Below are 20,233 nucleotides of genomic sequence, written 5' to 3'. Positions count from 1 at the left end.
GTTCGGATGCAGGCATTAGCGGGCTGGCGCCTTACTGCCCGACCACCTTCGTCGCGCGCTTCACCACCGCGTCGGGCAGGGTGACGCCCATGGCGGCGGCGGACTTCGGGTTGACGTACAGGTCGGTGCCCTTGGCGAGCGCAACCGGGATGTCGCCGGGCTTCTCGCCCTTCAGGACGCGGGCGACGATGGCGCCGGTCTGCTTGCCGACCTGGAAATAGTTGAAGCCGATCGAGGCGACGGTGCCGCGGGCGACGCTGTCGGTGTCGGCGGAGAAGATCGGCAGCTTGGCCTGCTGGCCGACGGAGATCACGCTTTCCAGCGCCGAGACGACGGTGTTGTCGAGCGGGATGTAGACGGCATCGGCCTTGCCGACGAGGCTGCGCACCGCCTGCTGGGCGTCCGACGATTTCGGCACGGAGGCCTCGACCACGGTCAGGCCGGCCTTGGCGGCCTCGTCCTTCAACGCCTTGACCAGCACGATGGAGTTCGGCTCGCCGGGGTTGTAGAGCACGCCGATTCGCTTGGCCTGCGGCAGGATCTCGCGGATCAGGGCGACATGCTCACCGACCGGGGCCATGTCGGACAGGCCGGTGATGTTGGCGCCGGGCTTGTCCATCGACTTCACCAGCTGGGCCGACACCGGATCGGTCACCGCGGTGAAGACCACCGGAATGTCGCGGGTCGCCGCCGCCACCGCCTGGGCCGACGGGGTGGAGATCGGGACGATCACGTCGGGGCGGGAACCGGCGAACTGGCGGGCGATCTGGGCGGCGGTGGCCGGGTTGCCCTGCGCGCTCTGGTATTCGACCTTCAGGTTCTGTCCCTGGACATAGCCGGCGTCCTTCAGCGCCTCCACCACGCCGTCGCGGGTCGCGTCGAGCGCCGGGTGCTGGACGATGGCGGTGATGGCGACGGTCTTGGTCTGCGCCATCGCCGATACCGGGGCGGCGAACGGACCGACGAAGGCGGCGAGGGCCGCGGCAGCGCACAACAGACGGGTGACGGACATGGCTGGGTCTCCGGAACGCAAAGGTCTTCCCCTAGACCGCGCGGTCGCCGCCGTCAACTCGGCAGCAGGGCCGGGGAAGCTCGAGTTGAACATTTGAAACGCTATGAAACAGTTTTCGCGAGATGTTCCACTGTTCCATCCGGCGTCCCTTCCATCTTGCCCCCCTCCGCAGTTGCAACCAGCCTCCCTCTTTATAGCACGAGGCGGCGGACGGGATAAGGACGGCCCGAAAATCCTGCCGGCCGCCACGAACCCAACTCCGCATGACCGATCTGCCCGCAATCGGGGGTGTGGTTTGGCGGGCGAGAGGCTATATTGTCCGCAATACGGAAGGAGTGACCATGATCGCAGGAACCGAAGCGGCTCCGTCGAAGTTTCTCGCGTCCTTCCGCGGCCTGATCGGCTGCTGTCCCAATTGCGGGCGCGGCCGGCTTTTGCGGAACTTCCTGAAGCCGGTGGATCGCTGTTCCGCCTGCGGCGAGGAATACGGCCATCTGCGCGCCGACGACGCGCCGCCCTGGATGACCATTCTGATCGTCGGCCACATCGTCATTCCGGCCCTTCTGTTCGTCGAACAGACCTATGAGCCGCCGACCTGGCTGCATTTGGCGATCTGGCCGGCGCTGACCCTGCTGCTGACCCTCATCCTGCTGCCGCGCTGCAAGGGGCTGGTCTTGGGGCTGCTGTGGAGCACCGGTGCGCCGGGATCGGAACGCGGGTAACCGGCTGGAGAAATTCCGAAAATGGAAACGGCACCGTGCAGCAATGCGCAGTGCCGTCTCTCTATCAGGCTGGAGGCCCGCCGGTCGGCGGAGGCCCGGCTGTCGTCAGTGCGCGCTCGGCAGGGCGGTGCCATGGCCGGTGCGGGCGCCGAACAGGCTGACACGCAGCTTGCCGAACAGGTCGCGCAGGTGGTCGGCGCGCATCTGGCGGGCGGCCAGGATGATTTCGTCGTAGGTGCGGGGGTCGCGGACTTCGTTGAAATTGCTGTTCATGGCTTTGGGAATCTCCACGTGAGGTGAGAGACGTCCACTCCCTTGGGTTCGTATGAAGCTTTTGTTTGCCTTGTGAGACCCAAGATAGGGCAGAACCGCTGTCCCAAGAAGCGCGGTCCGCGCAATGCCGACCGACCTTTTCCGTATCAGCTTCGTCAATAAACAGAGGTGCGAACTATTTCCCGAGCCATGGTCCGTGGCCGCTCCAACAATAGTTCGTAGCCCCGATTACTTGCGGTCCCGCGCCCCGTCCACCGCGACGTTGCGGTCGGAGACGATACGGTCGTCCGATCCCCGCTCGGTTCCCCTGGTGGTTTGGCCTTGCGGGTGGTCGGGCCGGCGCGGCGGCAGCGGGCCGGTGCCGAGGCCGCCGGCCTCCTCGCTGCCGGGAATGCCGAAATCCTCGTCGGGCTGGTCGATGGGGCCGCCGGCGCCGGGGCCGATGATGCGCTGAAAGCCTTCGACCCGTTCGTCCACATCGGGATGTTCGACCGTCCGGGGGATGTCCAGCGGGATCTCGCGCTCGTCGATGCCGCCGCTGTCGCTGGGACCGGTGGCGTTGCCGATGTTGCGGTCGTCCCTTGGCATGTCGTCCCTGGGCCGGTCTTCCGCCCGGCGGTCATTCGGGGTGCGGTCATTGAGGCGGCGGTTGCGGTCATCGGCGGCCATGGGCGCTCTCCCGTCTGCTGTGTCGAGGTCTCGGTTTCCTCAACAGGGCGGAAGCACACTCGTCACCGTTTGCACATCGAACCAGCCGCCCACGCTGTGGCGCAGGTCCTGCCGGCGGTCCTGTTCCGGCGCCGGGGCGATGTCCCACAGCCAGGACATGTCGGGGGCGGGAAGGGCAAGACCCCAGGTCGAATCCTCCACCTCCGTCACCGAGCCGCCATGCATCCAGGAGGCATCGATGTCGGTGAACAGGGCCGCGCGTTCGGCAATGGCGGACAGCCAGAACAGATGGCCATGGACCATGCGCAAGGCGAAGGCCGTCCGCTCCGCCTCCGTGATCGCCGGTGCGCGGCGTTCCACCGTCTCCAGCGGCAGCAGCGGCAGTTGGGACAGCAGGTTGCAGGATACGGCGAATCGGAAGGGGCCACCGTCGGGAGTTGGAGGCTCGAAATCGGTGGGCAGCGGGCCGCCGCTGTCCAGCGCGGCGGCGAGCGGCGCCAGCGCGCCGCTGACGTCCATCTCGACAAGGCGGACATTGGGCAGGGCAGCCGCACGGCGGCGGACGGCGCGGCTGTGCAGCATGTCGGCGAGCACCACCTCGTCGAAGCGGGCGGTCAGCGTTTCCAGCGGGATTTCGATCAGCAGTCCCGATCCGGCGACCAAGGCCCGTCCACCCGGCTCCACCTTCTGCATCGCCTGTTCGATGAAGCGGTGGCAGGCGGCGACATGCGGCGCCCAGACGCGTTTCTGCCGGCGGTGGCGGGCACCAAGGGCCACCATTTCCGACAGATAGCCGAAACGGCGGGCCAGCGGCGGGCAGGGCGTGGTCAGATATTCGAAGGCTTCGCGCAACATCGCCGGCTACCCCCTCCACCAACTTCGCCGCCAACGTCGTCATTGGCCAGACCTTTGGCCGTCTCACCCCTTGACCGGCGGCGGTGGCAAGGTACCTATGGCGCCATGGTCGAGATCAAGAGGAAAACGGCCCTGGTGACCGGGGCCGGCAAGCGCATCGGGCGGGCCATCGCGCTCGATCTGGCGGGGCAGGGGTGGGACGTCGCCGTCCATTACCGAAGCTCCCGCGGGGAGGCCGATGCCGTCGTCGCCGAGATCGAGCGGGCGGGGGGCCGTGCCATGGCCTTCGCCGCCGATCTGGACCGCGAGGCGGAGGTGAAGACCCTGGTTCCGGCGGTGACGGAGCGGCTTGGCCCGCTGACCCTGCTGGTCAACAACGCCTCCCGCTTCGAACGCGACGAGATGGCCGACGTTACCCGCGACTCGTGGGATGCGCATATGGAGGCGAACCTGCGGGCGCCCTTCGTGCTGTCGCAGGATTTCGCGTCTCGGTTGCCGGAGGAGGAGCGCGGACTGATCGTCAACATCATCGACCAGCGTGTGTGGAACCCCACGCCGCACTTCATGTCCTATACCCTGTCGAAGATGGGGCTGTGGGCGCTGACCCGCACGATGGCGCTGGCGCTTGCCCCGCGCATCCGCGTCAACGGCATCGGGCCCGGCCCCACCCTGCGCAACGACCGCCAGTCGGAGGAGGAGTTCGCCGCCCAGTGGGATTCGACCCCGCTGCATCGCGGCACCACGCCGGAGGAGGTCTGCGCCGCCATCCGCTTCCTGATCGCCGCCCCGGCGATGACCGGCCAGATGATCGCGCTGGATGGTGGGGAGCATCTGGGATGGGCCCAGCCGGCGCATGGCTTCGTGCCCAATGAATAACGGCGGATTACAATCCTTGAACATGCAACGGCGCGCCCGTCCGGAGCCTTGCGGACGTTGGGACGGGTGCGGTGCGGCGAAAATGACCGCGCGTTTTACACAGGTGCCCCACCCCGCGCAAGAGGCGCCTGCACGCCCGCGACAATTTTGTGTCGGCGCGTCAATTCCCGACCTTGACTCATGCCCGACCTAAGGAAATCAATAACTTAATAAAAATGCCTAAAAAATAGGCGGAAGCATGAGACCCGTTGTGGCGCCTAGCTTCGGATGGGCTACCCCCGTCGTTATCGACAAACTTATCCACAGGTTTCGTGGATATTCTTCCGGAGTGGTGAGTCGCTCCGCATGCGTCCTTCGCGTGCCCAACGGTTGACCCGGGACGGCCACTCGACGACATTCTGGTCATGTCCGAAACGCATTCCTCAGAGCCCCTGGTTTCCCCTTCCGACGCCGATGCCGCGGGCGGCGAGGGGGCGGCATCGCGTGCCAAACGGCGCCCGGCCGACATCAACCGGGGCGTGGAGATCATACGTGAGCATCTGAAGACCCTGCCGCAGACGCCGGGCGTCTACCGCATGCTGGCGGGCGACGGAGCGGTTCTGTATGTCGGCAAGGCGCGCAACCTGAAGCGCCGGGTGACCAACTATACCCAGGTCGGAAAGCTGCCGGTCAGGCTCCAGCGCATGGTCGCGGAGACCGAGACGATGGAGTTCGTCAACACCCACACCGAGGTGGAGGCGCTTCTTCTCGAATCGAACCTGATCAAGAAGCTGATGCCGCGGTACAACGTGCTGTTGCGGGATGACAAGACCTTTCCGCACATCATGATCACCAAGGACCATGACTATCCGCAGTTGACCAAGCACCGTGGCGCGCGCGGGCGCGATGCGGATTACTTCGGTCCATTCGCCTCGGCCGGAGCGGTCAACCGGACGATCACGGCGCTGCAGCGCGCCTTCCTGCTGCGCAATTGTGCCGATACGGTGTTCGCCTCTCGAACACGGCCCTGCCTGCAATACCAGATCAAGCGCTGCACCGCGCCCTGCGTCGGCCGCGTCAGCCCGGCGGAGTATCAGGCGCAGGTGGGTCAGGCCCGCGCCTTCCTGTCGGGCAAGAGCCGCGACATCCAGACGGAGTTCGCCGACCGGATGATGGCCGCCTCCGACGCCATGGATTTCGAGACGGCGGCGCGCTACCGCGACCGTATCCGCGCGCTGACGGCGATCCAGGCCCATCAGGACATCAATGTCGAGGGCGTGGTGGAGGATGCCGACGTCATCGCCGCCTATGCCGAGGGCGGGGTGACCTGCATCCAGGTCTTCTTCTTCCGCGGCGGACGCAATTACGGCAACCGCGCCTATTTCCCCAGCCACGACAAGGCGGCGGAAACCGAGGAGGTGCTGGCCGCCTTCATCGCCCAGTTCTACGAGAACAAGGCGGCGCCGCCGCTGGTGCTGGTCAGCCACGCCCTGCCGGAACTGGACCTGCTGAGCGAGGCGCTGGCCGTGCGCGCCGGGCATCGTGTGGAACTGGCGGAGCCCAAGCGCGGCGAGAAGCGGCGGATCGTCGAGCATGCGCTGACCAACGCGCGCGAGGCGCATGGGCGCCGGCTGGCCGAAAGCTCCAGCCAGGCGCGGTTGCTGGACGGGGTGGCCTCTGCCTTCGGCATGGACGCGCCGCCGGAGCGGGTCGAGGTCTACGACAACTCCCACATCCAGGGCGCGCACGCGATCGGCGCGATGATCGTCGCGGGGCCGGAGGGCTTCATCAAGAACGCCTACCGCAAGTTCAACATCCGGAGCGAGGGGGCGGCCGGCGACGACTTCGCCATGATGCGCGAGGTGCTGACCCGCCGATTCGGCCGGGCGATGAAGGACGATCCGGAGCGCAGCCTGGGCACTTGGCCCGATCTGGTGCTGATCGACGGCGGTCTGGGGCAGTTGAACGTGGCGCTGGAGGTGTTCGCGGAGCTGGGCATCGACGACGTGACGCTGGTCGGCATCGCCAAGGGGCCGGATCGCGACGCCGGGCGCGAGCATTTCTTCATGGAGAACCGTCCGCCCTTCCAGATGGAGCCGCGCGACCCGGTGCTGTATTTCCTGCAGCGGCTGCGCGACGAGGCCCACCGCTTCGCCATCGGCACCCACCGCGCCAAGCGGACCAAGGCCATCGGCAAATCGCCGATCGACGAGATCGCCGGTATTGGTCCCGCCCGCAAGAAGGCCCTGCTGCACCATTTCGGCAGCGGGGCGGCGGTGGCGCGCGCCGGGCTGGCCGATCTGGAAGAGGTGGAAGGGATCAATCGTGCTGTTGCGAAAAAGATATACGATCACTTCCATCCCGATGGTTAGAATGCGGGCACAACAAACCAGCCGGCTCTCTCACGGGCGCCGTGCGGCGACATCCTCCAGCGGTTCGAGTTTTCCGTCATGCTGACCAGCCTGCCCAACCTGCTGACCCTGTCGCGCATCGCGGTGATCCCGGTGGTGGTCGGGCTGTTCTATGTGCCGGAGGCATGGGCGGCCTATACCGCCTGCTCGCTCTATGCCGCCGCCTGCATCACCGACTGGTTCGATGGCTATCTGGCGCGTGCCTGGGCGCAGGAAAGCGTGATCGGCAAGTTCCTGGACCCGATCGCCGACAAGTTGCTGGTGGCGGCGACCCTGATCATGCTGGCGGGGTTCCACCGGCTGACCGGTCTGTCGATCCTGCCGGCGGTGGTGATTCTGCTGCGCGAGGTGCTGGTGTCGGGTCTGCGCGAGTATCTGGCCGGGTTGCATGTCGGCGTGCCGGTGACATGGCTGGCGAAATGGAAGACGACGATCCAGATGATCGCGCTGGGCTTCCTGATCGTCGGCGATTATGGTCCGGCGGAACTGCCGGTGACCTTCATCGGTACGGTCGGGCTGTGGATCGCCGCGGCGCTGACCTTCTACACCGGGTGGGATTACATGCGCGCCGGGCTGACCCACATGATGGCGGAGCAGCCGGCGAAGCCCGGCACCGCCCGTTCCGCCCGCAGCGCCGGTTGAGAGTTTCCGACATGAAGATTTTTGGCCTTACCGGCTGGAGCGGCAGCGGCAAGACCTCGCTGATGGTTCGGCTGATCCCGGCGCTGACGGCGCGGGGGCTGCGCGTGTCGACGGTCAAGCATGCCCACAAGGGCTTCGACATCGATCATCCCGGCAAGGACAGCCACAACCACCGCATGGCCGGCGCCACGGAGGTGCTGGTCAGCTCCCCCCGCCGCTGGGCGCTGATGCACGAACTGCGCGACGGCGAGCCGGAGTTGACGCTGGACCAATTGGTGACCAAGGTTGCGCCGGTCGATTTGCTGCTGGTCGAGGGCTTCAAGCGCGACCGCCACGAGAAGATCGAGGTCTGGCGGGCCGAGGTGGACAAGGCGCTGATCGCGCCCGACGATCCCACCATCGTCGCGGTCGCCAGCGACGGCGTGGTACCGGGCTGTCCGGTGCCGGTGCTCAACCTGAACGATGCCGAGGCAGTTGCAGCGTTCGTGGTGGAGCGGTGTGGGTTGGGGTGAGCGCAGCTGGCACGGGTGTTTCTGTGGATGGAATTCTCCAATTCGGACATTTCTCTTTACCCGCAGACGACTTCAGGTTATTGCTTTCGTCTGAATAAGGGTCAGCCGCGGTTGACTCTCGCCCCTTTCAGACGAACATTGGAGGTAGCGCAGCCATGCTGGAGTTGGTTATGGAACCGACGAACAAGCCGCGCGTCTCCGAGGAAGCCGACCTTACGCCTGAGGCGGAGGCGGAGCGGACACGCCGTCAGCAACAGAAATTTCAAGAGCTGATGACCCGCCTCGCGGCGAATGCTGCGGCGATGGGGGATTCATATTGGACGCGAAGCCCCAAGGGTTGATCGATCGTGGCTTGGCGTCCCAGTTCATCCAAAGCTCAGGCTGCGGCCGTAATCGATTATGGGCGGGATTTTTCGCTCGAACGTTCTGCATTGCCGGCCTCACTGAATCCCATTGTCGATGAGATCGAAGAGTCTTTGCGGCAAAAGCCGGTCGATCCCACCGATCATTTGCAGCATGGTGCCGAAGAAGGGACGATGTTGATCCGACGCCGCAATGGTGTTTACGTCGCCTTTCAACGACGAATTCACAATTCGCCTCCTCCCTTCCGTGTGTGTCTATGGTACTGTGGAACTTATCGGGAGAGCGGAAGTCGCGTGATCTATGACTTTGAAGAGGGGTGTCAATCTTCTTCGCCATGATGCTAGGAATGGCGGTCCACAGGATCGCATCTATAGGGCATCACGGGACACTATGGACACCGTACCTTCCCGCATGCCGCAGGTGCTCGATCGCCGCGGCTATCGGCTCGCCGTCTTCGATTTCGATGGCACGCTGGCCGACAGCTTCCCCTGGTTCATCGGCGTTCTGAACGGAGTCGCCGACCGCTATGGCTTCAACCGGGTGCGGGCGGACGAGGTGGAGCGGTTGCGCGGCTATGATGCGCGGCAGATCATGCGGCACCTGCGGGTGCCGGGCTGGAAGCTGCCCTTCATCGCCAACCATATGCGGCAGCTGATGGCGCGCGACATCGACGGGATCCGGCTGTTCGACGGCGTGCCTGAGATGCTGCGGGCGTTGAACGGTATGGGCGTGGCCGTCGCCGTCGTCAGTTCGAACTCGGTGGAGAACATCCGCAACATCCTGGGAGCGGAGACGGCCGGGCGGGTGGCGCATTATGGTTGCGGCGCCTCGCTGTTCGGCAAGGCGGCGAAGTTCCGCAAGGTGCTGCGTGCGGCTGGCGTTCCGGCGGAGCTTGCCGTCGGCATCGGCGACGAGGTGCGCGACATCGACGCCGCGCGGAAGCTGGGCATGGGTTGCGCCGCCGTCGCCTGGGGCTATGCGCGCGCGGATGCGCTGGCGGCGCGGCGGCCGGACCGGCTGCTGACGCGGGTGGAGGAGATCCCCGGCCTGTTCGGCGCCTGAATGCCACCTCCCGGAAAGGACGCCTTTTCCCTCTTCGCAGCGGACGCCGCGACGGACTAGAGTGGCCGCCATGGTGCAACTGGACAATGATTGCTTCGCCTTCGGCGGGCCGATGATGGCGGTGGAGCCGGCGCTGGCGCTGCTGGCCGGACGGGTCGGGCCGGTGACGGCGACGGAGACCGTGCCGCTGTCGGACGCGCTCGGCCGGGTGCTGGCCGCGGATGTGGTGGCGCCCTTCAACGTGCCGCCGCACGACAACGCCGCTGTGGACGGCTATGCCGTGTTCTTCGACGATCTCGCCGCCGATGGCCCTACCGTGCTGCCGGTGACGGCGCGGGTCGCCGCCGGGCAATGGATGGGCCGGCCGGCGGTGCGCGGGGAGGCGGTGCGCATCTTCACCGGCGCGCCGATGCCGGCGGGCATGGACACCGTGTTCATGCAGGAGGATTGCCGCGGCGTCAGCACTGAATGCGGCGCCACCGTCACCCTGCCTGCGGGTATCCGCCGCGGTGTCAACCGGCGGCTGGCGGGCGAGGATGTGCGCGGAGGATCGGTGGTGCTGGCCGCCGGACGTCGCCTGCGGCCGGAGGACATCGCGCTTGCCGCGTCGCTCGGTCATGCGGTGCTGACTGTGCGCTGCCGCCTGCGGGTGGCGGTGTTCTCGACCGGCGACGAGTTGCGCCAGCCGGGGCAGGCGCTGGAGCCCGGCGCCGTCTATGACGCGAACCGCTTCGCCCTGATCGCGCTGCTGACCCGGCTGGGCTGTGCCGTCACCGACCTCGGCATCCTGCCCGACCGGTTCGAGACGATCCGCGATGCGCTGGCGGAGGCGGCGATGAGCCATGACGCGCTGATCACCTCCGGCGGCATGTCCACCGGGGAGGAGGATCACGTCAAGCCGGCGGTCGAGGCGAATGGGCGGCTGGATTTCTGGCGACTGGCGATCAAGCCGGGTCGGCCGGTGGCGCTGGGCCGCGTACGTGGCGCGGTGTTCGTCGGGCTGCCGGGCAATCCGGTGGCGGTGGTGGTGACCTTCCTGCGGATCGCCCGGCCGATCCTGCTGCGGCTGATGGGAGCGGCGGACGAGAGGCCGCGGGCGATTCCGGTGCGCGCAGCCTTCGCCCACAAGAAGAAGCCGGGACGGCGCGAGTTCCTGCGCGGGTCGCTGGCCCGCGGCGAGGATGGCGCGCTGTTGGCATCCAAATACCCGCGCGACGGCGCCGGTGTATTGTCGTCGCTGGTGGAGTCCGAGGGCCTGATCGAGTTGCCGGAGGATCTGGCCGGGGTCGAGCCCGGCATGACCATCGATTTCCTGCCTTTCAAAGAATTTCTGTAGAGGTCGCGTGATGAAGATTCTCTATTTCGCCTGGCTGCGCAGCAAGATCGGCGTGCCTACCGAGACCGTGGAATTGCCGGCGGAGGTGACCACGGCCGGTGCTCTGGTCGAGTGGCTGAAGACCCGCAGCCCCCGCCATGCCGAGGCGCTGGCCAACAGCAAATTGGTCAAGGTGGCGGTGAACCAGGAGCATGTGCCCTACGACCACCCGATCTCCGCGACCGACGAGATTGCGCTGTTCCCGCCGGTGACGGGGGGCTGACGGCATGACGATCCGCGTCCAGGCCGGGGATTTCGACGTCGGCTCCGAATATGCCGCCTTCACCGCCGGCCGAACCAGCATCGGCGGGGTGGCGATGTTCGTCGGGCTGGTGCGCGACATCGCCGGCGGTGCTGCGGTCAGCGCCATGACGCTGGAGCATTATCCCGGCATGACCGAGAAGCAGCTTGAAGCCATCGAGGGCGAGGCGCGCCGCCGCTGGCCGCTGGACGACGTGCTGGTGATCCACCGTTACGGCCGGCTGGAGCCGGGCGACCGCATCGTGATGGTGGCCACGGCGTCGGCCCACCGCGACGCCGCGTTCGAGTCCTGCCGCTTCCTGATGGATTGGCTGAAGACCAAGGCACCATTCTGGAAACTGGAAGCGACGCCGGAGGGCGAACGCTGGGTCGAGGCGAAGGAAAGCGACGACGCTGCAGCGGCGCGGTGGGCGGAGTAGGAAAGTCGGGCGCGCTCAGGCGTGCCCGGCCTCGCCCGACAGCATGGAGACGCTGACGCCCAGCTTGCCGATGGCGCGTTCCCATTTGGCGTCCAGGTCGGTGTCGAACAGCAGCTTTTCGTCGCAGGGCACGTTCAGCCAGCCGTTGGCCTGGAATTCGGCATCGAGTTGCCCCGGACCCCAGCCGGCATAGCCGAGCAGCAGAAGGTTGCGGCGCGGGCCGCGGTCTTCGGAAATGGCGCGCAGGATGTCGATGGTCGCCGTCAGCGCCACATCGTCGTTCACCACCAGCGTGCCGTCGCGGACATAATCGGTGGAGTGCAGGACAAAGCCGCGGCCCGACTCGACCGGACCGCCATAATGCACCGGCAGGTTGTGAGTCGGCTGCGGGATGTCCATGTCGAGCTGTTCCAGCAGATCCTCGAACGTGATCGACCCGAACAGCCGGTTCACCACCAGACCCATTGCGCCGTCTTCATTGTGAGCGCAGACATAGATGACCGTACGCTGGAAACGCGGGTCCTCCATTCCGGGCATGGCGATCAGCAGCTGGCCGGTCAGCGATTCCGTGGTCTTGGAGTCCTGAGACTTGGTCAGGCGCGGCATGGGCGATTATCCTTGTCGTCGGTTCGGTGCGGAAGACCGCCCCCGTCCCTACGGTCGGTTGTGGTTGGCGCTCTGGCGACGCTTTCACCGGAGTGTGACAGCACCGGCCGAGCTTTGTCACCATTATATGGGCTATCATATAGGGTGTCGGGGACGCCGATGCGCCCCTTCCAGGGAAGAGAACAGTGCGCGCGATGAAAAGACATGCCCTCACCCTCCTGCTGCTTCTGGCCGTGCTGGCCGGCGGCGGCCTACCTGCTTTTGCCCAGGAGAATGGTGCAGGGGACGGGATCGGTGCCTGGACGAAGGCCGGGCCGGTGGAGGCGCGGCTGGTGTCCGCGGTGCGGGGGACCGGTGACCTGACGGCGCTGCCGCTGGGGCTGGAACTGCGGATGGAGCCGGGGTGGAAGACCTATTGGCGCTCCCCCGGCGATGCCGGATTCGCACCGCGCCTGGACTGGAGCCGCTCCGCCAACCTCAACGGGGCGACTCTGTCCTATCCGGCGCCGCACCGCTTTTCCGTCCTGGGCTTCGAGACGGCGGGATATGACACCGCCGTCCTGTTTCCGATCCAGGGGGCGCCGGCCACGCCCGGCAAGCCTGTCGATCTGGCGCTGACCGCCGAACTGCTGGTCTGTTCGGAGATCTGCGTGCCGCAGACGCTCGACCTTGCGCTGGCGCTGCCGGCCGGGCCGGCGGAGCCCAGCGAGGTCGCCAACGACGTGGCCCGCGCGCAGGCGCTGGTGCCGAAGGGGCCGAACGGGCTGCTGCGCATCGATTCCGTGCGCGGCGAGGGGGCTTCGCTGGAGGTGGAGGCGACCGCCGCCGACGGCTTCGTCACCCCCGATCTGTTCGTGGAGACCGATCCGGCCCTGACCTTCTCCGCCCCCAAGACGGTTTTTTCCGACAATGACCGCCATGTCCGCCTGACCCTGACGGTGACCGATCCGCAGCCGGGGCTGGATCTGGCCGGGCGGGCGATGACCCTGACCCTGGTCGACGGCGACAAGGCGGTCGAGGCGCCGGTGACGGCCTCGGCGATGACGTCGGCCGGTGGCGCCGCGCCGACTGCCGGCAGCGTCGGGCTGGCAGCGATGCTGGGGGTGGCGCTGCTGGGCGGGCTAATCCTGAACCTGATGCCCTGCGTGCTGCCGGTGCTGTCGCTGAAGCTGATGTCGGTGGTCAAGCATGGCGGACGGGCGCCGGCCGCGGTGCGCGCCGGGTTCCTGGCGAGCGCGGCCGGAATCCTGACCTCCTTCCTGCTGATGGCCTCGGTGCTGGTCGGCATCAAGGCGGCGGGCGGGGCGGTCGGCTGGGGCATCCAGTTCCAGCAGCCGCTGTTCCTGGTCTTCATGGTCGTGCTGGTCACGCTGTTCTCCGCCAATCTGTGGGGGCTGTTCGAGGTGCCGCTGCCGCGTGCGCTGGCGGATCGGCTGGGCGGCGACGGGCTGGCCGGGCCGTTCGCCACCGGCATGTTCGCGACCCTGCTGGCGACCCCCTGTTCGGCGCCGTTCCTGGGCACGGCGGTCGGATTCGCGCTGTCCAAGGGGCCGGTGGAGATTTATGCGATCTTCGCGACGCTGGGCGTCGGGTTGGCGCTGCCCTATCTGGCGGTGGCGGCATGGCCGCGGGTGGCCGGTTGGCTGCCGCGGCCGGGACGCTGGATGGCCAAGCTGAAGACGGTCCTGGGCTTCGCGCTGCTGCTGACGGTGGTTTGGCTGCTGTCGGTGCTGACGGCGCAGATCGGCGAGGTGGCTGCCGCCACCGTTGGGTTGCTGATGGCGGCGCTGGTGCTGGCGCTGTGGGTCGGGCGGAGCGCCCGCGGCGCGGCGCGGATCGCCGGGCCGGCGCTGGCGGGTGTGCTGGCGGTCGCCGCCTTCGCCATGCCGGCGGCGGTCGGCCCGTCGGCCGGTGCGGCGCCGATGGTCAGCGACAGCAAGACCCGCTGGGTGCCCTTCGTCGAATCGACGATCCGCGAGCATGTCGCCGCCGGCCGCACCGTCTTCGTCGACGTCACCGCCGACTGGTGCATCACCTGTCAGGCCAACAAGAAGCTGGTGCTGAACCGCGGCGAGGTCGCCGAGCGGTTGGAGGACAAGGGCGTGGTGGCGATGCGCGCCGACTGGACCCGGCCGGACGCGGTGATCGCAAAGTACCTGTCCGACCATGGCCGCTACGGCATCCCCTTCAACATCGTCTACGGCCCCGGCGCGCCGGACGGCATCGCCCTGCCGGAACTGCTGAGCGATGGCGTGGTGCTGGAGGCTTTGAGCAAGGCGGCGGGGACGGCGGCGGGGACGGTGGCGGGCAAGTCGTCCTGAGCGTGGCCCGGAAAAGGCCTATGGCCGTTGCGGCTATTCTGCGGTAACAGGGCGGCTCCGGGATCCTTTCCCGTGCCATGAGGACGATGATGGACGATCAGATCAACTGCCCGCAGTGCGGCTCCGAGAACGCCTATAACGACGGCAGCCTGTGGAACTGCCCCGACTGCGGCCATGAATGGAACCCTGACACGGCCGCCGCCGCGACGGATGCCGAGGCGGGACAAGGCGTGCGCGACGCCAACGGCAACATGCTGAGCGACGGCGACAGCGTCACGGTCATCAAGGACCTGAAGGTCAAGGGATCGTCCCTGGTGGTCAAGGGCGGAACCAAGGTGAAGAACATCCGCCTGACCGACGGGGCGGACGGCCACAACATCGCCTGCAAGATCGACGGCATCGGCGCCATGAACCTGAAGTCGGAGTTCGTGAAGAAGGCGTGAGCCGGGCCGTGGAATTGAGCCAACCGCGCCTTGCGGCCATCGGTCGCGGGGGATAGAAGGGATGCAGGGCCGGGCTCCGCAACGAGGGTCCGGTCGAACCCGAAAAACGGGTCAGACCCATAAAATCGGAAGGGTTAGAGACGATGAGCATCCAGGTTGGCGATACCATCCCGTCCGTCACGCTGAAGTGGCTGACCGACAACGGCATGCAGGAAGTGACGACGGACGAGCTGTTCAAGGGCAAGAAGGTCGTCCTGTTCTCCGTCCCCGGCGCCTTCACCCCGACCTGCTCCGCCAAGCATCTGCCGGGCTTCGTCCAGCAGGCCGACGCGCTGAAGGCCAAGGGCGTCGACAGCATCATCTGCCTCGCCGTCAACGACCCGTTCGTGATGCGCGCCTGGGGTGACAAGGGCGGCGTCGGCGACAAGGTCGCCATGCTGCCGGACGGCAACGCCACCTTCACCACGGCCCTTGGCCTGACCATGGACGGCTCCGCCCACGGCCTTGGCACCCGCGGCCAGCGCTTCGCCCTGGTGGCGGAGGACGGCAAGGTGACGCACGTCGCCGTCGAAGCCCCCGGCAAGTTCGAGGTGTCGTCGGCCGAAGCGGTGCTGGAGAAGGTTTGAGTTTTTGGAATGCCGCGCGGGGGGGGCCTCCGCGCGGCGTTTCTTCTCGGTTGGCCGGTCAAATCGCCAGCTTGGCCTCTATGGTCGCCATCCGGCCGTCAAGGGTCGCCAGAACGCTGTCGAACTGGCTCATGACTTCGGTTTGCGCCAGCATCATGCTGCGGGTCGCGGCATTCTGCTTCAGCCAGGAAACATCGCCGCGCAGGCTGGTCAGATCGTCCTGAATGCGCCGCTGACCGGCAATCATCTCGTTGACCCGTTCCATCAACAGACCGAGGTCGGCGTTGTCGGCCATGCTGCGGCTTCCCTGACGTTAGGGGCTGTCACCGTCACAACCATAGCGCACATTTGTGTGCGCGTTCCAGCCTGTCGTGTGATTCGTTCAGCCCTGCGCCCGCACGTCGGCCACGCCGCGGCGCGCCAGTTCGTCAGCGCGCTCGTTTTCCGGGTGGCCGGCGTGGCCGCGGACCCAGTGGAATTCGATCTCGTGCTGCCGCTTCGCCTCTTCCAGGCGCTGCCACAAATCGACGTTCTTCACCGGCTTCCTGTCGGCGGTCAGCCAACCCTTGGCCTTCCAGCCATGGATCCATTTGGTGATGCCGTTCTTCACATATTCGCTGTCGGTGAAGAGGCGGACGGTCACCGGCTTCTTCAACGCCTCCAGCGCCATGATGGCGGCCATCAGCTCCATGCGGTTGTTGGTGGTCGCCGGTTCGCCGCCATACAGTTCCTTCTCCACCTCGCCATAGCGCAGGATGGCGCCCCAGCCGCCGGGGCCGGGATTGCCGCTGCAGGCGCCGTCGGTGAAAATGTCGACGGTCTTGCGGCCGGATTCGGTTGCCGTGGAGTCGTCGGTCATTGCCCGCCTGCGTCGGAATCGTCGAGGAAATAGTCGCCCAGGCCGCGGACCGACTGGTGGAAACGCAGCTTGCGCAGATATTCCAGCGGGTCCTTCGGGCGCACGAAGGCGCCCGGCGGGTGGTTCAGCCAGTCATAGAGGCGGGTCAGCAGGAAGCGCATGGCGCTGCCGCGGCAGAGCCAGGGCAGGGCGTCCAGCTCCGCGCGCGACAGAGGACGGACCTTGCGGTAGTTGGACAGCAGCAGCCGCGCCTTGGTGGCATTGAACGATCCGTCGATCTCGAAGCACCACGCGTTGATGCAGATCGCCACGTCGTAGACGAAGAAGTCGTTGCAGGCGAAATAGAAGTCGATCAGGCCGGACAGGCTGTCGCCACGGAAAAAGACGTTGTCCGGGAACAGGTCGGCATGGATAACGCCGGCCGGCAAGCCGACCGGCCAGTTGGTCTCCAGCGCCGCCAGTTCGGTCTCCAGCGTCGAACGCAGGCCGGGGGCAACCTCGTCGGCGCGTTCGGCGGACTTCGCGAACAGGTCCTTCCAGCCGGGCAGGGCCAGCGCGTTCGGCCGTTCCATGCGGAAATCGCCGACCGCCAGATGCAGGCGGGCCAAGGCCTCGCCCAGCTGGGCGCAATGCTGCGGCGTGATCCGGCGCGGCCACATACCGGCCAGGAAGGTGACGATCACCGCCGGACGGCCGCACAGCTCGCGCAGCGCCACGCCGTCGCGTCCCGCCACCGGAAGCGGGCAGGCGATGCCCTTCTCCGCCAGATGCTCCATCAGGCCGAGGAAGAAGGGCAGATCCTCCTTCCGCGTGCGCTTTTCATAGAGCGTCAGGATGTAGGGTCCGCGTTCGGTCACCAGCAGGAAGTTGGAATTCTCCACCCCCTCCGCGATGCCCTTGCACGACAGCACCACGCCCAGATCGTACTGGGCGGCGAAGGTGCTGAGATCCTCGTCGGTGACTTCGGTGTATACGGCCATGATGTCCAGCGCCTTACCGGGTTTCCGGCTTGCGGTCAATTTCGGGAGTGATCGGCTCGTAATATTCCGGGCCGAAGCCGGCGAGTTTCCGGCTGCCGACATTGAAAGGGCGCTTCAATCCGCCGCGGAAATGACGGCCGACCAGTTCCTGCCAGAGGGCGACCGGTTCCGCTCCGCGCTCGGCGCAGAGATGGACGAACCAGCGCCGGCCGGCGGCGACGTGGCTGATTTCCTCGTCATGGATGGTCTGGAGCAGGTCGGCGCTCTCTGAATCGCCGAAGTCGCGCAGGCGGCGCACGGTCTCTGGCGTGACGTCCAGGCCGCGCGCCTCCAGCACCATCGGCACCACAGCCAGACGGGCGGCGAGGTCGTGGGCGGTCTCCGTCGCCGCCTGCCACAGCCCGTCATGGGCCGGCAGGTCGCCGTAGGAGGAGCCCAATTCGTTCAACCGGGTCTCCAGCATCTGGAAATGCCGCGCCTCGTCGTCGGCCACCTGGATCCAGTCGTCGGTGAAGCCCTTCGGCAGGCCGAAGGGCGCGAATCGGGCGACGATGTCCCAGGCGAGGTCGATGGCGTTCAGCTCGATATGGGCCAGCGCGTGTAGCAGGGCGATGCGGTTCTGCGCGCTGCCGCCGCGCCCGCGCTTGGGCATGTCGCGCGGCAGCTTCAGCTCCGGCCGGTCGGGACGGGACGGGCGGTCGGGCGGCGGGGCCGGCACGGCGGGCGACAGCAGGCCGTCGCGCCAGGCGGCGGCATGCAGGCGGGTCAGGCGCACTTTCTCCAGCGGCGCCGCGGTGGTCAGCACCGCGGTCGCCGCCTCACCCAGGCACGACAGGGAAGAGGTCATTTCCAGCCGTAGGCGACGAAGTGCGGGTTGAGGATGTCGTCCTTGCCATAGACCAGCGGCGAGCCGTCCGGCTGCTCCACCCGGCCGCCGGCGCCGATCAGCACGGCATGGCCGGCGGCGGTGTCCCATTCGCTGGTCGGTCCGAAGCGGGGATAGAGGTCGGCCTTGCCGCTCGCCACCGTGCAGAATTTCAGCGAGCTGCCGCAGGACACCCGGTCCTTCACGGTATATTTGCCGAGGAAATCCTCCAGCACCGAACCGCTGCCGTGGGAGCGGCTGGCGACCACGGTCAGCCCGTCGGGCGGCGGGTTGCGGACGGCGATGGGATGGTCGTGGCGGCCCTCCGCGCAGTGGACGGCGGTGCCGGGGCCGGCTGCGGTGTACATATCGCCGGTGGCGGGGGCATAGACGACGCCGAGGACAGGAACGCCATTCTCGATCAGGGCGATGTTCACCGTGAACTCGCCGTTGCGGGAGATGAATTCCTTGGTGCCGTCGAGCGGATCGACCAGCCAGAAGCGGCCCCCGGAGATGTCGGGCTTGTGGCCGGCGGCCATCGCCTCCTCCGCGACGACGGGCACGCCCGGCAGCAGGTGGTGCAGCGCCGGGACGATCACCGCTTCCGCCGCCTGGTCGGCCTGCGTGACGGGGCTGCCGTCGACCTTGGTGGCGACATCGATACCGTCGTTGTAGAAGCGCAGGATGACCTGACCGGCCTCGTGGGCGATGGTGCGGACCGTCGGCAGCAGGCTCGCCACAGCGGCATCGGGCATGGGGTAATCTCCCTATGGTATGAAGAGTCAGCATATCCTGCCCGAAGGCGGGCCGGAAGCTCTTGAACGGGTGTGGAACGGAGAAGGCGGATGACGGCCGGGGAATTGTCGGACATCGGGCGGCCGGACGGCCACGGCGCATCGGCCCTATGGCGTGCTATGACCGCGGCCGATCTGGACCGGATCCTGGCCATCGCGGACATCGTTCATCCGGACTATCCGGAGGAACGCGGCGTGTTCGAGGAGAGGCTGGCGCTCTATCCCGCCGGCTGCCGTGTGGCGGAATGCCGCGGCGAGGCCATCGGCTACGGCGTCATGCATCCGGGCAGGCTGGGGGTGCCGCCGCCGCTCGACACGCCGCTGGGCGGGCTGCCGGCGGATGCGGACTGCCTCTATCTGCACGACATCGCCCTGCTGCCGGAGGCGCGCGGCACCGGGCTGGGGGCGGCGGTGCTGGGCTATGCCCTTGGGCTGGCGGCGCGGGAGGGGTGGCGGTGGCTTGCGCTGACCTCGACGCCGGGGGCGCGGAGCTATTGGGACCGCGTCGGCTTCGCACCGTACGAAGGTGGCGGGCCGGCGCTGGCGGCCAAGCTGGCGAGCTATGGCGGCGGGATGAGCTACATGACCGCGCCGGTTCGACGCTAGGCTGCCAGTCCCGCCATTTCCGGGGCGGTCACCACCGACTGGAACGCCGGCTTGGCGAACAGGTAGCCCTGCATCAGATTCACGCCCAGGTCGCGCAGGGTCTTGGCCTCGTCGGCGGTCTCGATGCCCTCGGCGATGGGGGTGATGGCGAGGTCCTCGCACACCGCGAGGATCGCCTTGACGATGCTGCGCCGGGCCCGCTCGCTGTCGATGTTGCGGGTCAGCTCCATGTCCAGCTTGATGATGTCGGGCTGGAATTCGGCCAGCAGGTTCAGGCCGGAATAGCCGGAGCCGAAATCGTCGATGGCGGTCAGGAAGCCCTGGCGCTTGTATTCGTTGAAGATGCTTTTCAGGTGGTCGTGGTCCACCACCCGCTCGTTCTCCGTCACTTCGAAGATGATGCGGTCGGTGGGGAAGCCGGTGCGCCGGGCGGCGGCGAGCGTCGCCCTGATGCAGGCCTCCGCCTTGTAGACGGCGTTGGGCAGGAAGTTGATCGACAGGCGGGCGCCGTTCATCGGCAGGGAGGAGGCCAGCTCGATGGCCTTGATTCGGCAGGACTGGTCGAAGGCGTAGCGGGTGGCGTCGGTCACCTGGCCCAGCACCCAGCCGGCCCCCTGGCCCTCGGTGCCGCGCACCAGCGCCTCATGCGCCCAGACGCCGCCGTTGGCGACATCGACGATGGGCTGGAACGCCATCGTGAAA

The 20,233-nt window shown here is 67.2% G+C and carries 25 protein-coding genes; 13 read left to right on the top strand and 12 right to left on the bottom strand.

All coding sequences use genetic code 11. The features are described from left to right. Positions 1–31: 31 nt before the first annotated feature. Positions 32–1,012, bottom strand: a complete 981-nt coding sequence (locus PWS46_RS06765; protein WP_434619771.1) for an ABC transporter substrate-binding protein — start codon at positions 1,010–1,012, stop codon at positions 32–34. Between the two features lie 341 nt (positions 1,013–1,353). Between PWS46_RS06765 and PWS46_RS06760 the strand changes: the two genes are divergently transcribed. Further along, positions 1,354–1,734 carry a DUF983 domain-containing protein gene (locus PWS46_RS06760; RefSeq protein WP_434619768.1) on the top strand — a complete coding sequence of 127 codons (381 nt, stop codon included), beginning with the start codon at positions 1,354–1,356 and terminating at the stop codon, positions 1,732–1,734. 105 nt (positions 1,735–1,839) lie between these two features. Here PWS46_RS06760 and PWS46_RS06755 read toward each other — a convergent pair whose 3' ends face one another. The 3 genes from PWS46_RS06755 to PWS46_RS06745 form a co-directional block, all read right to left on the bottom strand. Continuing rightward, positions 1,840–2,007, bottom strand: a complete 168-nt coding sequence (locus tag PWS46_RS06755; RefSeq protein WP_434619765.1) for an RSP_7527 family protein — start codon at positions 2,005–2,007, stop codon at positions 1,840–1,842. A gap of 228 nt (positions 2,008–2,235) precedes the next feature. Next, complete coding sequence (locus PWS46_RS06750; RefSeq protein ID WP_434619762.1) at positions 2,236–2,676, bottom strand: hypothetical protein; 441 nt, start codon at positions 2,674–2,676, stop codon at positions 2,236–2,238. Positions 2,677–2,715: 39 nt separating this feature from the next. Then, a complete protein-coding gene (locus PWS46_RS06745; protein ID WP_434619759.1) occupies positions 2,716–3,531 on the bottom strand; it encodes a hypothetical protein in 816 nt (271 codons plus the stop codon). Between the two features lie 105 nt (positions 3,532–3,636). Between PWS46_RS06745 and PWS46_RS06740 the strand changes: the two genes are divergently transcribed. From PWS46_RS06740 to mobB, 4 genes are all read left to right on the top strand, one after another. Next, complete coding sequence (locus PWS46_RS06740) at positions 3,637–4,407, top strand: SDR family oxidoreductase (protein ID WP_434619756.1); 771 nt, start codon at positions 3,637–3,639, stop codon at positions 4,405–4,407. A gap of 404 nt (positions 4,408–4,811) precedes the next feature. Continuing rightward, a complete protein-coding gene (gene uvrC / locus PWS46_RS06735; RefSeq protein ID WP_434619753.1) occupies positions 4,812–6,758 on the top strand; it encodes an excinuclease ABC subunit UvrC in 1,947 nt (648 codons plus the stop codon). 78 nt (positions 6,759–6,836) lie between these two features. After that, positions 6,837–7,439, top strand: a complete 603-nt coding sequence (gene pgsA, locus PWS46_RS06730) for a CDP-diacylglycerol--glycerol-3-phosphate 3-phosphatidyltransferase (protein WP_085089472.1) — start codon at positions 6,837–6,839, stop codon at positions 7,437–7,439. An 11-nt stretch (positions 7,440–7,450) separates the two neighbouring features. Further along, entirely contained in the window at positions 7,451–7,951 is a 501-nt protein-coding gene (mobB, locus tag PWS46_RS06725) for a molybdopterin-guanine dinucleotide biosynthesis protein B (protein ID WP_434619749.1), read from the top strand. Positions 7,952–8,391: 440 nt separating this feature from the next. Here mobB and PWS46_RS06720 read toward each other — a convergent pair whose 3' ends face one another. Next, positions 8,392–8,541, bottom strand: coding sequence for a hypothetical protein (locus tag PWS46_RS06720; RefSeq protein ID WP_434619746.1), 150 nt, complete (start codon positions 8,539–8,541; stop codon positions 8,392–8,394). A 184-nt stretch (positions 8,542–8,725) separates the two neighbouring features. Between PWS46_RS06720 and PWS46_RS06715 the strand changes: the two genes are divergently transcribed. From PWS46_RS06715 to moaE, 4 genes are all read left to right on the top strand, one after another. Continuing rightward, positions 8,726–9,376, top strand: a complete 651-nt coding sequence (locus tag PWS46_RS06715; RefSeq protein WP_434619743.1) for an HAD hydrolase-like protein — start codon at positions 8,726–8,728, stop codon at positions 9,374–9,376. Between the two features lie 70 nt (positions 9,377–9,446). Then, positions 9,447–10,712, top strand: coding sequence for a molybdopterin molybdotransferase MoeA (locus PWS46_RS06710; protein WP_434619740.1), 1,266 nt, complete (start codon positions 9,447–9,449; stop codon positions 10,710–10,712). Between the two features lie 10 nt (positions 10,713–10,722). Next, on the top strand, positions 10,723–10,974 hold the full coding sequence (gene moaD / locus PWS46_RS06705) for a molybdopterin converting factor subunit 1 (protein WP_109075411.1): 252 nt from the start codon (positions 10,723–10,725) through the stop codon (positions 10,972–10,974). A 4-nt stretch (positions 10,975–10,978) separates the two neighbouring features. Further along, positions 10,979–11,431: a molybdopterin synthase catalytic subunit MoaE gene (gene moaE, locus PWS46_RS06700; protein WP_434619736.1), complete on the top strand. Its 453-nt coding sequence runs from the start codon at positions 10,979–10,981 to the stop codon at positions 11,429–11,431. Between the two features lie 15 nt (positions 11,432–11,446). Here moaE and PWS46_RS06695 read toward each other — a convergent pair whose 3' ends face one another. Next, complete coding sequence (locus PWS46_RS06695) at positions 11,447–12,037, bottom strand: YqgE/AlgH family protein (RefSeq protein ID WP_434619733.1); 591 nt, start codon at positions 12,035–12,037, stop codon at positions 11,447–11,449. A 194-nt stretch (positions 12,038–12,231) separates the two neighbouring features. Between PWS46_RS06695 and PWS46_RS06690 the strand changes: the two genes are divergently transcribed. From PWS46_RS06690 to PWS46_RS06680, 3 genes are all read left to right on the top strand, one after another. Next, positions 12,232–14,358 carry a protein-disulfide reductase DsbD family protein gene (locus tag PWS46_RS06690; RefSeq protein ID WP_434619730.1) on the top strand — a complete coding sequence of 709 codons (2,127 nt, stop codon included), beginning with the start codon at positions 12,232–12,234 and terminating at the stop codon, positions 14,356–14,358. Positions 14,359–14,447: 89 nt separating this feature from the next. Further along, complete coding sequence (locus PWS46_RS06685; RefSeq protein WP_434619918.1) at positions 14,448–14,801, top strand: zinc ribbon domain-containing protein YjdM; 354 nt, start codon at positions 14,448–14,450, stop codon at positions 14,799–14,801. A gap of 143 nt (positions 14,802–14,944) precedes the next feature. Beyond that, positions 14,945–15,427: a peroxiredoxin gene (locus PWS46_RS06680; RefSeq protein WP_434619727.1), complete on the top strand. Its 483-nt coding sequence runs from the start codon at positions 14,945–14,947 to the stop codon at positions 15,425–15,427. 58 nt (positions 15,428–15,485) lie between these two features. On the opposite strand, the gene PWS46_RS06675 is transcribed toward PWS46_RS06680, so the two are convergent. The 5 genes from PWS46_RS06675 to cysQ form a co-directional block, all read right to left on the bottom strand. After that, positions 15,486–15,722: a hypothetical protein gene (locus PWS46_RS06675; RefSeq protein WP_434619724.1), complete on the bottom strand. Its 237-nt coding sequence runs from the start codon at positions 15,720–15,722 to the stop codon at positions 15,486–15,488. A gap of 87 nt (positions 15,723–15,809) precedes the next feature. Next, on the bottom strand, positions 15,810–16,286 hold the full coding sequence (gene rnhA, locus PWS46_RS06670; RefSeq protein WP_434619721.1) for a ribonuclease HI: 477 nt from the start codon (positions 16,284–16,286) through the stop codon (positions 15,810–15,812). Further along, complete coding sequence (locus tag PWS46_RS06665) at positions 16,283–17,266, bottom strand: homoserine kinase (protein ID WP_434619718.1); 984 nt, start codon at positions 17,264–17,266, stop codon at positions 16,283–16,285. The genes rnhA and PWS46_RS06665 overlap by 4 nt, the downstream gene beginning before the upstream one ends. Before the next feature lie 13 nt (positions 17,267–17,279). Continuing rightward, positions 17,280–18,113, bottom strand: a complete 834-nt coding sequence (locus PWS46_RS06660) for a ferritin-like domain-containing protein (protein WP_434619715.1) — start codon at positions 18,111–18,113, stop codon at positions 17,280–17,282. Continuing rightward, positions 18,110–18,886, bottom strand: coding sequence for a 3'(2'),5'-bisphosphate nucleotidase CysQ (gene cysQ / locus PWS46_RS06655; RefSeq protein WP_149196939.1), 777 nt, complete (start codon positions 18,884–18,886; stop codon positions 18,110–18,112). Before cysQ ends, PWS46_RS06660 begins: the two co-directional genes overlap by 4 nt. Positions 18,887–18,976: 90 nt before the next feature. Between cysQ and PWS46_RS06650 the strand changes: the two genes are divergently transcribed. Then, on the top strand, positions 18,977–19,531 hold the full coding sequence (locus PWS46_RS06650) for a GNAT family N-acetyltransferase (RefSeq protein ID WP_434619711.1): 555 nt from the start codon (positions 18,977–18,979) through the stop codon (positions 19,529–19,531). On the opposite strand, the gene PWS46_RS06645 is transcribed toward PWS46_RS06650, so the two are convergent. Further along, positions 19,528–20,226: an EAL domain-containing protein gene (locus tag PWS46_RS06645; RefSeq protein WP_434619708.1), complete on the bottom strand. Its 699-nt coding sequence runs from the start codon at positions 20,224–20,226 to the stop codon at positions 19,528–19,530. The two genes, PWS46_RS06650 and PWS46_RS06645, sit on opposite strands and share 4 nt — an antisense overlap. Positions 20,227–20,233: the final 7 nt, after the last annotated feature.

It is taken from the genome of Azospirillum sp. B2RO_4, assembly GCF_051124815.1.
Lineage (GTDB): Bacteria > Pseudomonadota > Alphaproteobacteria > Azospirillales > Azospirillaceae > Azospirillum.
Note: the sequence above shows the minus strand (reverse complement) of the source record. Positions and strands in the feature narration are given on the sequence as shown.